The following is a 14428-nucleotide window of genomic DNA, read 5'->3' as shown; positions in this document are numbered from 1 at the left end:
CGCGGCCGTGGTTCGCGTCGTCGAATAGTCGCGTCGTCGGATCGTCGCCGACGCCGGTGGCAACATCGTAACGGGTTGGAGACGGGACTGAGGGGCCGAATTACGAGCGCTCAGTCGTCCTCGGCCGTGACGGCTCCACCCGATCCCTCGGGGGTCGGCTCCCCATCGGCTGTCGGTGTCGGCACCGGCTCGGCGTCAGACTCGGGCGTCGACTCGTGGAACAGCCAGCGGATGAACCCGCCCATCGCGACGAGACAGACGACGGCGAACGGTGCGCCGGTAACGATCACCGACGACCGTAGCGCGGTCGCTCCCCCGACGACGACGAGAACCGACGCGATTGCACCCTGTAACACGCCCCAGAACACCCGGTTTACGCTCGATGGCTCACGCTTCCCCCCGGTGGTGAGCATGCCGACCGCGAGCGTCGAGGAGTCAGCGGACGTGAGGAAGAACGTCGTCACGAGCACCAGAAACAGCAGCTGCCACAGCTCTCCGCCGGGGAACGAGCCGAACAGCACGTAGCCGGAGACGCCGTCATCGAACGTCGCGACGGCTCCGAGAATATCGACCGCACCGCTGTCCTGCAGCCGGATCGACGTGCCGCCGATAACGGTGAACCACAGCGCCGAGACGACGGTCATCGTCCCGAACGCCGTTCCGACGACCGATCGGATCGTCCGTCCCTTCGATATACGTGCGAGAAACAGCCCGACGAACGGGGCCCACGCGATCCACCACGACCAGTAGAAGACGGTCCAGGCGGCGCTCCACCCGGCTCCGCCGTCGACGCCGCTGCCGGTGAAGAGGCTCATCTCGAAGAAGGAGGTGACGTACGTTCCGATCGCCGCGACGGCGGTGTTCAACACCGCCGTCGTCGGTCCGGCGACGAGTGCTACCGTGAGCAGTACTCCCATGATACCGACGTTGAAGACTGATATACGGCGAATACCGCGTCGCACGCCGGCGACGAGTGACAGTGTGAAAAGCACCGTGATACCGACGATGACGACGACCGTCTCGGCGTCGGTGAACTCCAAGCCAGTCCGGTACGTGACGCCGGTGAGGAGTTGTGACGCGATGAAGCCGAGCCCCGTGGCGATCCCTCCGAGCGTGGCGACGACGGCGAGGGTGTCTACCGTTCGCCCGATCACGCCGTCGAGACGGTCGGGTCCCAACACCGGGTACAGCGCCGTCGACACGCGGAAGGGAGCGTCGTGCCGGTACGCGAAGTACGCGACCGGGAGCCCAATCGCTAGGTACCCCGCCCACGCGCTGATCCCGTAGTGAAACACGGTGTACGCGACTGCCGGGACCGCGGCGGCGCTCGACTCGGCGGCGACCTCGCCGGTGAAAAGCGGCGGCACCGTCTGATAGTGTAACAGCGCCTCGACCGGCCCGAAGAACACGATTCCGGCCGACAGCCCCGCCGAGAAGAACATGGCGACGTACGAGAGCGTGCCGTACTCCGGGTCGCCCTCGCCGAGCCGAACGCTCCCGTAGCGACCGACGAGAAGGTAGGCGGCGGCGATCACCAACACGAACACCGACCCGAGATAGAGCCACGCGAGCCCCTCGCCGAAGGTGACGAAGGCGGCATCGATAGCCGCGGCCGCCCCTTCGGTGTCGACGACCGTGTAACCAAGGAAGCCGAACGTGACGAGCGCGCCGACGACGAATGGGACCGGATCGACCTCTTCACGAAACGAGTGTATCGACTCTGCGATGGACCTTTGACTCATAAAAGACGTGTACTGATCAGATGGGACTCGATAGGCTTAAATCCTGTTTCGAGCCGTTCAGAAGCCGATCCGGAGCCGATAGAAATTCACTTTTGGACGTATAAACCCACTGGTGTCTCGGCCGCGCTTCACCACCGCCGTTCACGAACATACAAGCAGGAAGCCTACGAGCTCAGTCGTGGGTTACTGACCGCCCCGTGGTCACGGGCTCTCGATCGCCACGCTCGGCTACGACGCGCCGGCGTGAATCAGGAACCCGGTTTCGGAACCGGGTCCTTTTTCGCGGGGCGAGCGGATCCCGAGGACATGCCCCGAGTCACGATCGACGACGTCGAGGCCGCGGCCGCGCGGTTCGCCGACGCCGACATCGTCCAGTCGACCCCCGTCCAGCGGAGCCGTTCGCTCTCCGACCGGTGTGGTGCGGAGGTACACCTCAAGATGGAACACCTCCAGCGGACCGGTTCGTTCAAGCCACGGGGGGCGTACAACGCGGTCTCCCGGCTCGTCGAGGCCGACTCCTCCGTCGATCGCGTGGTCGCGGCCAGCGCCGGCAACCACGCACAGGGAGTCGCGCTCGCGGCGACCGCTATCGGGCTCGACGCGACGATCGTCATGCCGGAGTCCGCGCCCGCCGCGAAGATCGAGGCGACTCGCTCGTACGGGGCCGAGACCGTTCTCCACGGCGCGGTCTTCGCCGAGGCGATGGCACACGCCCGGGACCTCGTGGACGATTCAGACGCCGACACCCGGTTCGTCCACGCGTTCGACGACCCCGACGTGGTCGCCGGTCAGGGCACGATCGGGCTGGAGGTTCTCGACCAGGCACCAGCGGTCGACACCGTCCTCGTCCCGGTCGGCGGCGGCGGACTCGCGGGCGGCGTCGCGACCGCGATCAAGGCGCACGCGCCCGCTGTTCGCGTGGTCGGCGTCCAGACCGAGGGTGCCTCGACGCTCGCCGAGAGCATCGCCGCCGGCGAGCTCGTGACTCGCGAGGAGCCCGACACGATCGCCGACGGGATCGCCACCGGCGGGTTGAGCGAGCTCACCTTCGAGCTGCTTGACGCCCACCTCGACGACGTGGTCGTCGTCAGCGACGACGACGTCGCGAGCGCGATCCTCCTCCTCTTGGAGCGCGCGAAACAGATGGTCGAGGGTGCGGGGGCGACCGCCGCGGCCGCCCTGCTGAACGACGACATCGTCGACGACCTCGATCTGGCCGGCGAGACGGTCGTCCCTCTTCTGTGCGGTGGCAACATCGACGTGACGACGCTTCAGGAGGTGCTCACCCACGCGCTCGTCGACCGCCAGCAGCTGATCGAACTGACGGTTCGGATCGACGACACGCCCGGTACGATGGGCGAGATAACGACGCTGATCGGGGCCGAACGCGCCAACATCCGCACCGTACGCCACGAGCGCAGCCGCCCGGATCTCCCCGTCGGCGACGCGGACCTCGTGTTCGAGGTGGAGACGAACGGCCCGGCACACATGCGGCGTGTCGTCGAGGCGGTGCGGGACGCCGGCTACTCGGTCGAGTGTACGACGCAGGTGGAGTGAGGGAGTGCGCCGTTCAGTTATACCTGGTCAGGTATACGCAACTGCGGCGGCGCGAACAGCGAGGGACCGAATGCCCCTCTGGAAGCCGGCGCGAAGCGCCGGCGACGCCGGTGCGAGGGAGTCGGCGGCGGCCCTGCCGCCGGCGACGAGGCTGGGGAGGCGTGAGGTGCGGTTGCGGTACGCGGTGGGACTCAAAGAGGCAGTCGCCGGACTACGTCCGGCTGCCAGAGGCACGAAGCGCCTCACTGTCGCCGGCGCGTCGCGCCAGCTGCCAGCGGAATCGGAGGATCCCCGCTGGAGCCCGGAACGGCGCTTATAAGCGCCGTTCCGGCGAGGCTGTGGCTGTGTGAGGAGATACCTTATCACGTGAGCGCTCGACGGAATCATCGAACCGACGACCCGAGCGGCGATCCGCTTCCGCCGACCGATCCGACGATTTAAAAGGATCTCCGCGGGTACGGGTCGATAATGAGTCTCGTCGTTACCGACACCCTCGAAGACGAGCGCGTCGAGTTCACGGCCGACGGCGACGTCACGCTGTACGTCTGTGGGCTGACGGTGTCGGACGACCCCCACCTCGGCCACGCCCGCCTGTGGTTCCACGCCGACGTCCTCCACCGCTGGCTCGCGTATCTCGGCTACGACGTCCGCCACGTCGAGAACGTCACCGATGTCAACGAGAAGATCACGGCCCGCGTGGGGGAGCGCGACGACTGGGCGGCCGAGCGCGACGTGGCAGAGACGTTCACCGCCACGACGTTCGACGCGATGCGCGGCCTGAACCTGCTCCGCGCGGAGGTGTACCCCCGCGTCACCGAGCACGTCCCGGAGATCATCGATCTCGTGGAGACGCTGGTCGAGAAGGGGTACGCCTACGAGTCGAACGGCTCCGTCTACTTCGACGTTACACGGTTCGAGGAGTACGGCAAACTCTCGAACCAGAACGTCGACGAGCTGGAGGCGCAGGGCGAACCGGACGAGCGCTCGGAGAAACGCAACCCCGCGGACTTCGCGCTGTGGAAGGCGGACGGCGTGAGCGAACACGCCGCCCGCGAGCACGCGAAACACGACCACGGGGACGAGACACCCGCGGGCGAGACGTGGGAGTCACCCTGGAGCGAGGGCCGTCCCGGCTGGCACGTCGAGTGTTCCGCGATGTCGACGACGCATCTGGGCGACACGCTGGACATCCACATGGGCGGGCGCGACCTCGTCTTCCCCCACCACGAGAACGAGGTCGCGCAGTCGGAGGCGGCCACCGGGGAGACGTTCGCGCGCCACTGGCTCCACGTCGGACTCCTGGAGATGGACGGCGAGAAGATGTCCTCCTCGATCGGCAACTTCTGGACCGTTCCCGACGCGCTCGAGGAGCTCGGCGTCAACGTCGTCCGGACGTTCTATGCGGGGGCGGCCTACCGCTCCGAGCAGTCGCTCACCGAGGAGACGATCGCGGAGGCCGAGGAGCGCTGGGAGCGCCTCTCCCGCACTTACGACCGCGCCGTCGACGCGCTCGACTCCGTCGACGCCCGCGCGAAGGCCGAAGACGACGACCTTCGTGCGGCGGTCGCAACCGCTCGCGAGGAGTTCGAGCGCGCGATGAACGACGACCTCAACCTCCGGGAGGCGACCGCGGCGTTGCTGGAGCTGACCGACGCCGTGAACCGGCACGTGGATGCGGTTCAGGGCGGGTCGTCGGACGCGTACGACTACGCGGGGCTCCGGGAGGCAGTTGAGACGTTCGAGGCGCTCGGCGGCGACGTGTTGGGCCTCCAGTTCGACGCGGAGAGCGACGGGGAGGTCGAGCTGGCCGGCGAGCTAGTCGAGCTGGTCTTGGACGTCCGTGAGGCGGAGCGCGAGGCCGGCAACTACGAGCGCGCCGACGAGCTGCGCGACGCGCTTCGTGAGGTCGGCGTCGAGATCGAGGACGGGCCGGACGGGGCGACCTACCGGTTCGAATGACATCCTCTCCCGCGTGATCGGAGCGAGACGGACGGTCTCGGTTGAAACCAGGCCATGTCCGACGACGTTGGGTTCTGACGGCGAGCGGTTCAGAAGAGACCAGCGATCCAGATCAGCGATGAGACGACGAATCCGCTGATAAATACCATCAGCAGGAGGATAGCGACCCATCGTCGTCCGTTATCTGCGAGGGACGGGACCTCACTCGGATAGATCGGAGCAAGCGTCCCGTTTTTATCCGAACCCCGCCCGTCCATGTGACGTGATGTGAACACCGTGCTATTAGTATTTTCCCCTCAGTCGGTCGGAACGACGCGATCAGTGACTCGACTGGTGATCGAAGGGACCCTCACCGTTTGTTTATAAACCCTTGCCGTCGAATCGACGGTTAGCGCTCCAAAGCCCCAGTCGCACTCGGCTCCCACAGCCCGCTGGGGTTCGCCGAGCGCGACTGCTCCTTTGAATCCCATCCGCCCACACCGCAACCACAGCCTCACGCCTCGCGGTTTCGCCGCTCGCGTTCGCCGCGTCCCTCGTGCGGCGCTCTCGCCGGCGGCGAAGCCGCCGGCTGTCGGAGAGACCTCCAGTCTCTCCCTACTCGCGGCCGCCGGTGGCGGCCACTCGGAGGCACGCGCCACCACACCGCCGAGAACGCACTCACTCCAACACGTGTTCGGTGTCGTACGAGCCGAGCACTTTGACCCAGCCCTTGTCGGCGATGGCCTCGATGTCCCCGACTGCTTTCGCCATGTGCTCCTCGTAGAGGCCGGCGTCGACGTCGAAGTGGAACAGGTAGTCACCCAGTCGCTCGCCGCTCGGGCGCGACTCGATCCGCGAGAGGTTGAGGTTGCGGTCCGCGAACGCCTCCAGCAGTTCGAGCAGCAGGCCGGGGTAGTTCGCGTTCGGATAGACGATCAGCGTCGTCTTTCCGCCGGCGTCCGACCGCGCGGACTCGGGCGCGACGACGAGGAACCGCGTCGCGTTCGAGGTCCGGTCCTGGATGTCCTCGGCGAGGATCGTGAGGTCGTCACCGGCGTTGTCCGGGTGGCCGATCCCGGCGATCCGAGCGTCCTCGCGGGCGCGCTCGACCCCGCGGGCGGTGGAGGCCACGGCCTCCAATCCCGCCGACGGATAGTGCTCCTCCAGCCAGTTGCGACACTGCGCGAGCGCCTGCGAGTGGCTGGCGACGACCTCGAACTCCGGCCCCTGCGCGAGTAGGGCGTGGCGGATCGGCGTGACGACCTCCCGCGTCACGGCGATGTCGTGGTCGGCGAGCGCGTCGAGGCTCTCCGTCACGGAGCCCTCGATGCTGTTCTCGATCGGGACCACTCCGCGCTCGAACTCGCCCGCCTCGACGGCGTCGACGATGGCGGTGACGGACTCGCGGAACGACACCTCGGCGGCGACGGCCCGCGCCGCACGGTGTGAGTACGTGCCGGCGGGACCGAGGGTGACGGCGTTCATCGACTCGCCGTACACGGGGGTCCGCGAAAAGGGTGGCGGGGAAGCGTCGCGAGCGCGTGTCTCTCGCGCTATCGGCGTCCCACGCGACCGGGATCGTTGTACGCGGCCGGGATCCTCCTACGCGACCGGGGTCCGCTCGACGACCGTTCCGTTCACGGTCGGGTACTGCTCGACGATCTCTCCCTCGTCGAGGTCGCCGTCCTCGACCATCTCCTCTAGAAGCCACCACGCGACCTCGACGTGGTTCGATTTGACGGTGTAGAACTCCTCGGGGACGCCGAGCGCCTCGAACCGCTCGGGCGGCGCGAACGCCTTCCCGTAGACGAGCGTGCCGTCGTCGGTCACCTCGTCGAACTCCCGACGGATGTTCTTCGCCATCCGTTTCAGACGGTTCCGGTGTTGGGCGGCGTCCTTGAACACCGACGTACAGAAGTACACCTTCTCGTGGGAGGCCATCTCCTCGACGATCGAGGCGTCCTTCGACCCCTCGACGGCGGACATGTGGCCCTCTTGGAGCTCGAACCCCTCCTCTTGCATCCGCCGGTAGTTCCCGTCGCTCATCTCGAACTCGTTGACGTTACAGAACTCGGCGGCCCCCTCGTCTAAGAACTCCAGGAACTCCGGCTCCGCGCGGATCCCCGGGATCTCGAACGCGGGCGTGAGCCCCTCCTCGCGGGCGATGTACAGGATCTCTTCCCATTCCGTCCCGTGCATGTCGCCCCACAGCTCCAGTGGCGGGTGGAACCGGATCTCGTCGAGGCCGGCCTCCGCGAGCCGCCGCATGTTCTCGCGTCCGCCCGTTATCCCGGTGTACAGGTGGGTGTGGTGGTCCTCGCCGAACTCGTCCTTCAGGAGACGGAGGTACCGGCACGTCTTCGCCATCGCCTCCTGGGGTTCGCCCCCGGTGATCGAGGTGCCGAGCGCGCTCATCCGCTTGGCCTCCGCGATCACGTCCTCGTCGGACTCGACCTTCCGCTCGTTGGCGTACACGTCGGTGACGTTCTTCCGGTTCTCCCCGAGAGGGCAGTAGAAACAGTCCCGCTGGTCACAGTAGCCGTAGACGAACAGCACCATCTTCCCGCCCTTGGCGCACTGTTCACAGCCCTTGGAGATCATCTACCGTCCGTTCGGCGTCCGTCCTCAAAAAGCGTCCGAAGCGCGTTCTCGGTCGACAGCGGTTGGCACGCGACGACAACAGCCACCGCGCGGAACACAAGACATGTACCCGACGAGCGGTGACTCGCGGCCATGGAACCCGACCGAACCCCCGACACGGACCGTGACCGATCGGCCGAAAACGGAGCGGAACCGATCGATGGTGGGGCGGAACCGACCGACAACGGAGCGGAACCGACCGACGGCACCCGCGACCGGTCGTCCGGCGGCGGACCCACTCGACGTCGTGCCCTCGCGGTCGGCGGGGCGGTCGCGACCGCCGGACTCGCGGGATGTACGGCGCTCGACGTCCTGACGGGCGACGAGCCGGCCGAGTTCGCGGCCGGGACGGCGACTGTCGCCGACGACGCTCTCTCGGAGACGGGATACGAGCTCAACGACGTGCGGTCGGAATCGGTCTCCCAGGAGTTCGACGTCGCGGGGACGACAAGCGAGGTCCGCGTCACCAACCGGATCGCCGAGTACGACAAGGCCGTCGAGCTGTTCGGCGAACGGTATCAGGCGGCGGTCGTCTCCGTGCTTGCGACGCCGCGCGTCGAGGTGCTCGGGAGCACGTTCAACCCTATCGGCGACCTCGACGACGAGGAGCGTGCCGAGCTGATCGTCGACCGCTACGACGATGTCGACGACCTCGAACGCGGGTCGGAGTACACGACTGACGTCCTCGGCGAGGCGCTCGACGTCATCGTGTACACGGCCGAGGGGCAGATCGAAGGCACCGACTTCACCGTCGACCTCGAGCTCCACGTCGGCGACGTGGTCGAAGCGGGCGAGGACTTCGTTCTCCCGCTCGCCGCGTACCCGGAGGCGTTCGGCGACGGCGAGAACGTTCGCCGGATGTTCAACGGCATCGAACACGAGCCGTCGGAGTAACGCGGTTCCGGCGAGGGCGGCCGGCGTGCTCGACCCTCGCACCGTCGGGGAGCCGAAAACATATGCCGACCCCTCGCATACGTCCGTCCGATGCTGCTCGTCCTCTGTGTCGACCTCGACGACGACCTCGGCCGCAAAACCGGGATCCCGACCCCGGTTATCGGGGCCGAAGCCGTCACCGAGGCCGCGGTCGCGCTCGCCACCGCTGACCCAGAGGACTCCGACGTCAACGTCCTGTTTCAGGGCGTGACGGTTCACGACGAGTTGGCCGCGGCGGGCGAGACGGTCGAGGTCGCCGCCGTCACCGGCGTCGAGGGGTCGGACGTCCAGGCGAACCGCGCGGTCGGCGCGGAGATCGACCGCGTGCTCGCCGAGCTCTCCACCGGCGAGGAGGTGTCCGCCATCGTGATCACCGACGGCGCACAGGACGAGTCCGTACTCCCCGTGATCCGTTCCCGAATGCCGATCGATGGGGTCCGCCGCGTCGTCGTCCGACAGGCGCAGGACCTCGAGTCGCTGTACTACACGATCAAGCAGGTGCTCGCGGACCGGGAAACCCGCGGGACCATCCTCGTCCCGCTCGGGGTCCTCCTCCTGATCTACCCGCTCGTCGTCGTCGCCAACCTCTTCGACGTCGCCGGCGCGGCCGTGTTGGGCGTCATCTCCGGGGCGGTCGGGCTCTACTCGCTGTTCCGCGGGCTGGGGCTGGAGGAGACCGTCGACGGGGCGGCCGCCGGGATCCGAAACCTCCTGTACGCCGGCCGCGTGACGCTCATCACCTACGTCGTCGCGCTCGCGCTCATCGTCGTCGGGGTGGTTCAGGGCGGAGAGACGGTCGAGGCGGTCCGGGGCGTCCACTCCGGGGCGCTTCCGGCTGGGGCCACCCTCGCGGCGTTCGTCCACGGGTTCGTCCAGTGGCTCGCCGTCGCGGGCGTCACCTCCAGTCTCGGGCAGATCACCGACGAGTACCTCGCCGGTCGGTTCCGCTGGCGATACCTCAACGCGCCGTTCTACGTCGTCGCCATCGCGGTGGTGTTGTACGCCGTTTCCGGGTTCTTCCTCCCGGCCGCCCCGGGCGTCACCGCGCTCGCCCTCGGGGACCTCGCGCTGGCGCTCGCGGCCGGGACGCTCCTCGGGGTGTTGAGCACGCTCGCGTTCGCGATCGCCGAGTCACAGCTACCGTCAACGGAACCGGCGTAACACACGAAACCATCACGCCGGCAGGTCCCGACCTGCCGGCCCGTTTTCGAACTCCCTAGCGCGGCGTCCACTGATCGCAAGCGTCCATATCGTCCATCAGCTCGTCGTAGTGGCCGCAGTACGGGCGCATCCCGTCGTCGGTTCGAACGTAGTCGAACTCCGCGCAGTTCCCACAGTACGTGTCCCCGGGTCCGTCCCGAGCCGTCGCCGTCGACCCGTCCGCACCCCCCTCGTCGATCCCGGACGGTCCTGACCGCGTCGGCCCCGACGGGACCCGGTCCGGCCCGCCGGTGGCGTCGGGGCTCGCCGACCCCTCCGATCCGGGCTCGTCTAGCGGCGACGTCACCGTCGCGGTCGCCGTGTCACCGCCGTCGCTGACGCCAGGCGACGGGCCGTCGGGTGCGGACGAGGTGCTCGTCTCGGTCCCACCGAGACCGAGCGACGCCGAACGGTCCGAATCGACTTCCGCGTCCACCGTACTGGATGTGCGAGTGTCGCCGCCTCCGGATCCGCCGTTCCGACCCGCTGGGGGCTCGTCGGGCCGATTGGTCTGCGTTTCGACGTCGCCGTCGGGCGTGCCGCCGAGGAGCCCGATCCCGCCGCGGCTCCCGAGCTGATCGCGTTCGACCTCGATGATCTTCGTCTCGCCTTTGTGTGTGACCTCCATCGTCACCGTTCCGCCGGGGTCGTTCCGCGTTTTGAAGTTGGCGACGCCGACGAACACACACCACATCGTCGTCGCGGCCCCGAGGAAGTAGATCCCCGCGGTCGGAAGCGTGAGGTCGACGAGTTCCGGGCTCGGTCCGTTCACCCAGTGGTGCGGGTACGCTTGCGAGAACACCGCCACGCCGAGCGCCATGATCGCCGCCCCGACGACCGCCGCGGCCCGGGTGCGCCGGTCGGCTGGCAACACGGTCATCACGCCGAGCAGGAGGGCCGGGACGCCGAGGCCACCGAGTATCCCGCCGAGCCGACGTGCCGCCCCGGAGGTGTACCCGCTCGGCACGAGCACTTCCGCCGCCACGAGGATCCCCGCGACGAGCAACAGCGTCCCGCCGACGAACAGCCCCGCGCCAAGCGACAGCCTGCGTGGATCGACCTCGGAGCGTCCCGTCCCACCGTACGTCTCCGAGAGACTGGTCATACTCCTCGTTCGTCGTCCTCCCTGAAAACAGTATGTCAGACGCTTCCCGATCGCGCTCGGATGGCGGCGTCGACGCGACCGGTCAGATCAGCGCGTCGACGTCCGCGTGGCCTTCGAGCAGCTCGGTCATCCGGTCGACGGTGCGGGCGTCACGGGTCCGTCCGCCGCTGATTATCTCCTCGATCCGGTCGAGCGCCGTGACGGTGTCCGTGTTCACGGCGAGGACGGCCTTCCCCGCGTCGGCTGCTTTCCCCAGTACCGCGCCGGACGGACGGTGTCCACCCGTCAGGACGAGACACTTCACGCCCGACGCTTCGAGCGCGGCCGTTTGGACGTCCGCGCGGTCGCCGCCGGTGATCACGACGGCGTCGCGGGCGCGCCGGAAGTGCCTGAGCGCCTCGTCGCCGCCCATCGCGCCGACGAGGAACCGCTCGACGAACGCGTCGGTCGGCGCGTCGGTCAGGAGATCGGCACCGAGCTCGTCGGCGAGGTCGCCGACGGTGACGCCCGCGAGCTCTTTCTCGTGCGGGAGCGCCCCGAACACGGTGATCCCGCGGGATTCGAGGAACGGGATCCCGTCCTGGTCGAGCGAGTCGAACGCGGCGTCCGACACCTTGTTGAACACGACGCCAGCGAGGCGGTCGCCGAACGCGTCGGCGGCCGCGAGCACGTCGTCGAGGTCACCCGCCGTCTTGTAGTCGGCTACGAGCACGACGCGCGCGTCGAGCAGCTCCGCCACGTCGACGTCCGTGAGGTCGACGACGCCGCCGGTGGTCCAGTTGCCGCCGCCTTCGACGAACATGTGGTCGCGGTCGGCGGCGAGCTCCGCGAACTCCTCGCGCACTCGGTCGTGGAGCGCCTCGACGTCCTCGGTGCCGCGGATGGCTCCCTCGATGAACGTCGGGGAGTAGACGACGGGCTCCATCTGGTGCATCTCGGCGTCGAGGCCGAGCGTCTCGCGGGCGAGCATCGGGTCCTGGTCGAGCGTCTTGCCGACGTTCGACTGTAGACGCGTGCCCTTCGGTTTCATGTAGCCGACGCTGCCGCCGCGGTCGGCGGCGAGCCGCGCCAGCGCGAGCGTGATCGCGGTCTTTCCTGCTCCTTCTCCGGTTGCGGTGACGAGTGTGGTGGTGGTGTCTGTCATTGGTCGAGTTGCTCGGGGTCGACGGTGAGTCGGACGTCGACGGCGGCGGCGTTCGCCCCGTCGGCGTCGGGCAGTGCAACGAGCGGGTTGATGTCGAGCTCCAGGATGGCGGGGAAGTCGGTGACCAGCTGGGAGAGCCGACCGATCGTCTCGATGACGGCGTCGACGTCCACCGGGTCGCGGCCGCGTGCGCCCCGCAACAGCGGTGCCGACTGGATCTCCTCGGTCATCTCCCTCGCCTCGGGCTCGGAGACGGGCGCGACGCGGAACGTGGTGTCCTCCATCACCTCCACGAAGATCCCGCCGAGCCCGAACATGAGTAGGGGTCCGAACTGTGGGTCCCGGTTCATGCCGACGATCGTCTCGACACCATTGTCGAGGTCGACCATTTCCTGGACTTGAACGCCGAGGATCGTCGCGTCCGGCTGGTAGTTCCGCGCACGCGTTATCAGGTCCTCGTAGGTGTCGGCGACGTCCGCGTCCGCGACGCCGACGGCGACGCCGCCGATGTCCGATTTGTGGAGGATGTCCGGCGAGACGATCTTCATCACGACATCGCCGTCGATCCCCGCGGCGACCTCGGCGGCCGCCGTCGGCGAGTCGACGATCTCGCCGTCGGGCGTCGGGATGCCGTAGGCGTCGAGCAGCGCCATCGCCTCGACGCCGAGACGGTTGTCGTCGCGGTCGCGGACCGACGCGAGGATCTCGGCTGCGCGGTCACGGTCGACGTCGAACGACATCGGCTCTGCGTACTCGCGCGCTTTGATATCGCGGTACTCCGCCAGCGTCGCGAGGCTGTCGATCCCGCGGGCGGGGTCGAAGTAACAGGGGATCCCCTCCCGCTGGAGCTTCTGTTTCGGCTCCCGCGTCCGGTCGCCACCCATCAGACAGGCGGCGACCGGCGCGTCCGTGGTCGCGGTCGTCTCGCGGATCGCCTCGCCGAGGTCGTCGAAGTCGATGGTTGCGGTGGGGGCGGCCAACACCAGCGCCGCGCCGACGTTCTCGTCGGCGAGGACGATCTCTAGCGCCTCGCGGAACCGGTCGATGTCCGCGTCCCCGATGACGTCGACCGGGTTGTGGATGTTCGCCTCCTCGGGCATCGATTCCCGGAGCGACTCGGTCGTCTCGCCGGTGAACGACGCCAGGTCGAGCCCGGCGTCACCGACCGCGTCGGTCGCCATGACGCCCGGGCCGCCGGCGTTCGTGACGATCGCGACGCTGTCGGTGTCGGGCAGCGGCTGGCTACCGAGGATGCCGGCGGCGTCGAACAGCTCGTCGACCGACTCCGCGCGGATGACGCCGGCCTGGTCGAGCCCCGCCTCGTACGCCTTCTCGGAGCCGGCGAGCGTACCGGTGTGTGAGGAGGCGGCCTGTGCGCCCGCGCTCGTGCGCCCGGACTTCACGGCGACTATCGGGGTGTCCTGTGACGTCTCTCGGGCGGTCTCGATGAACTCTCGCCCGTTCTCGATCCCCTCGAGGTAGCCGATGATGACGTCCGTCTCCGCGTCGTCACCCCAGTGGTCGACGAAGTCGGTCTCGTCGAGGACCGCCTTGTTGCCGAGCGAGACGACGTCCTTGAAGCCGACGCCGTTGTCGTTGGCCCAGTCGAGCACCGCCGTGACGAACGCCCCCGACTGGCTCATAAACGAGAGCCCGCCGGGAAGCGCGTTCTCCGGGCCGAACGTGGCGTTCATTCCCGAGGGTGTCGACATGATACCCAGGCTGTTGGGGCCGACGAGGTTCAGCTCGTACTCGTCGGCTATCTCGGCGAGCCGGCGCTCGCGTGCCGCGCCGTCCTCGCCCGTCTCGCCGAACCCCGCGGTGATCACGACGACGTTGCGGACGCCCGCCTCCCCACACGCCTCGATCGCGTTCAGCACGATCGAGGGCGGGACGACGATGACCGCCACGTCGGCGTCCGCGTCGCCGACCGCGTCGACGCACGGTACCCCGAGCACCTCGTCGTAGTTCGGGTTGACAGGCACCGTCTCGCCGTCGAAGTCCGCCAGCAGGTTCGACGTGACGGCACGGCCGACCGCGCCCTCGCGAGTCGTCGCGCCGACGACCGCGACCCGATCCGGGTCGAACAGTTCGTTGAGCGTACCCATCGTCCCCCATCTACTCCGAGCAGCGATTTAATAGCCCTGAAAGTCCCCGCAACTCGGGAAT

At 68.2% G+C, this 14428-nt stretch carries 10 protein-coding genes; 4 read left to right on the top strand and 6 right to left on the bottom strand.

Going from position 1 to position 14428, the window contains the following annotated elements; genetic code table 11:
* Positions 1-110: 110 nt before the first annotated feature.
* On the bottom strand, positions 111-1742 hold the full coding sequence (locus ACZ5TV_RS05515) for a BCCT family transporter (RefSeq protein ID WP_379781957.1): 1632 nt from the start codon (positions 1740-1742) through the stop codon (positions 111-113).
* Between the two features lie 306 nt (positions 1743-2048).
* Here ACZ5TV_RS05515 and ilvA point away from each other — a divergent pair, with 306 nt between their 5' ends.
* On the top strand, positions 2049-3299 hold the full coding sequence (gene ilvA, locus ACZ5TV_RS05510) for a threonine ammonia-lyase (RefSeq protein ID WP_379781955.1): 1251 nt from the start codon (positions 2049-2051) through the stop codon (positions 3297-3299).
* 468 nt (positions 3300-3767) lie between these two features.
* Positions 3768-5258: a cysteine--tRNA ligase gene (gene cysS, locus ACZ5TV_RS05505; RefSeq protein WP_379782278.1), complete on the top strand. Its 1491-nt coding sequence runs from the start codon at positions 3768-3770 to the stop codon at positions 5256-5258.
* A 657-nt stretch (positions 5259-5915) separates the two neighbouring features.
* Here the strand turns inward: cysS and pheA are convergent.
* Positions 5916-6722: a prephenate dehydratase gene (pheA, locus tag ACZ5TV_RS05500; RefSeq protein WP_379782275.1), complete on the bottom strand. Its 807-nt coding sequence runs from the start codon at positions 6720-6722 to the stop codon at positions 5916-5918.
* 117 nt (positions 6723-6839) lie between these two features.
* Positions 6840-7838 carry a radical SAM protein gene (locus ACZ5TV_RS05495; RefSeq protein WP_379782272.1) on the bottom strand — a complete coding sequence of 333 codons (999 nt, stop codon included), beginning with the start codon at positions 7836-7838 and terminating at the stop codon, positions 6840-6842.
* 132 nt (positions 7839-7970) lie between these two features.
* On the opposite strand from ACZ5TV_RS05495, the gene ACZ5TV_RS05490 reads away from it, so the two are divergent.
* Together ACZ5TV_RS05490 and ACZ5TV_RS05485 are read left to right on the top strand one after the other, a co-directional pair.
* Complete coding sequence (locus ACZ5TV_RS05490) at positions 7971-8771, top strand: DUF6517 family protein (protein ID WP_464384206.1); 801 nt, start codon at positions 7971-7973, stop codon at positions 8769-8771.
* A gap of 90 nt (positions 8772-8861) precedes the next feature.
* The gene (locus ACZ5TV_RS05485) at positions 8862-9971 is read left to right on the top strand and encodes a DUF373 family protein (protein WP_379783448.1); all 1110 of its coding nucleotides are present in this window, start codon (positions 8862-8864) and stop codon (positions 9969-9971) included.
* Between the two features lie 55 nt (positions 9972-10026).
* On the opposite strand, the gene ACZ5TV_RS05480 is transcribed toward ACZ5TV_RS05485, so the two are convergent.
* The 3 genes from ACZ5TV_RS05480 to ACZ5TV_RS05470 form a co-directional block, all read right to left on the bottom strand.
* Positions 10027-11115, bottom strand: coding sequence for a cell division protein CdpA domain-containing protein (locus ACZ5TV_RS05480; RefSeq protein ID WP_464384205.1), 1089 nt, complete (start codon positions 11113-11115; stop codon positions 10027-10029).
* 82 nt (positions 11116-11197) lie between these two features.
* A complete protein-coding gene (locus tag ACZ5TV_RS05475; RefSeq protein WP_379780598.1) occupies positions 11198-12259 on the bottom strand; it encodes a phosphotransacetylase family protein in 1062 nt (353 codons plus the stop codon).
* Positions 12256-14367, bottom strand: coding sequence for an acetate--CoA ligase family protein (locus ACZ5TV_RS05470; protein WP_379780600.1), 2112 nt, complete (start codon positions 14365-14367; stop codon positions 12256-12258). The genes ACZ5TV_RS05475 and ACZ5TV_RS05470 overlap by 4 nt, the downstream gene beginning before the upstream one ends.
* Positions 14368-14428 lie beyond the last annotated feature (61 nt).

The organism is Halorubrum tibetense (assembly GCF_055396225.1).
This window is presented reverse-complemented; position numbering and strand designations above follow the sequence as displayed.

What these genes read in the sequence shown, in the direction of transcription:
- ACZ5TV_RS05515 (WP_379781957.1), bottom strand. Translation starts at nt 1,742, where the DNA reads ATGAGTCAAAGGTCCATCGCAGAGTCGATACACTCGTTTCGTGAAGAG.
- ilvA (WP_379781955.1), top strand. Translation starts at nt 2,049, where the DNA reads ATGCCCCGAGTCACGATCGACGACGTCGAGGCCGCGGCCGCGCGGTTC.
- cysS (WP_379782278.1), top strand. Translation starts at nt 3,768, where the DNA reads ATGAGTCTCGTCGTTACCGACACCCTCGAAGACGAGCGCGTCGAGTTC.
- pheA (WP_379782275.1), bottom strand. Translation starts at nt 6,722, where the DNA reads ATGAACGCCGTCACCCTCGGTCCCGCCGGCACGTACTCACACCGTGCG.
- ACZ5TV_RS05495 (WP_379782272.1), bottom strand. Translation starts at nt 7,838, where the DNA reads ATGATCTCCAAGGGCTGTGAACAGTGCGCCAAGGGCGGGAAGATGGTG.
- ACZ5TV_RS05490 (WP_464384206.1), top strand. Translation starts at nt 7,971, where the DNA reads ATGGAACCCGACCGAACCCCCGACACGGACCGTGACCGATCGGCCGAA.
- ACZ5TV_RS05485 (WP_379783448.1), top strand. Translation starts at nt 8,862, where the DNA reads ATGCTGCTCGTCCTCTGTGTCGACCTCGACGACGACCTCGGCCGCAAA.
- ACZ5TV_RS05480 (WP_464384205.1), bottom strand. Translation starts at nt 11,115, where the DNA reads ATGACCAGTCTCTCGGAGACGTACGGTGGGACGGGACGCTCCGAGGTC.
- ACZ5TV_RS05475 (WP_379780598.1), bottom strand. Translation starts at nt 12,259, where the DNA reads ATGACAGACACCACCACCACACTCGTCACCGCAACCGGAGAAGGAGCA.
- ACZ5TV_RS05470 (WP_379780600.1), bottom strand. Translation starts at nt 14,367, where the DNA reads ATGGGTACGCTCAACGAACTGTTCGACCCGGATCGGGTCGCGGTCGTC.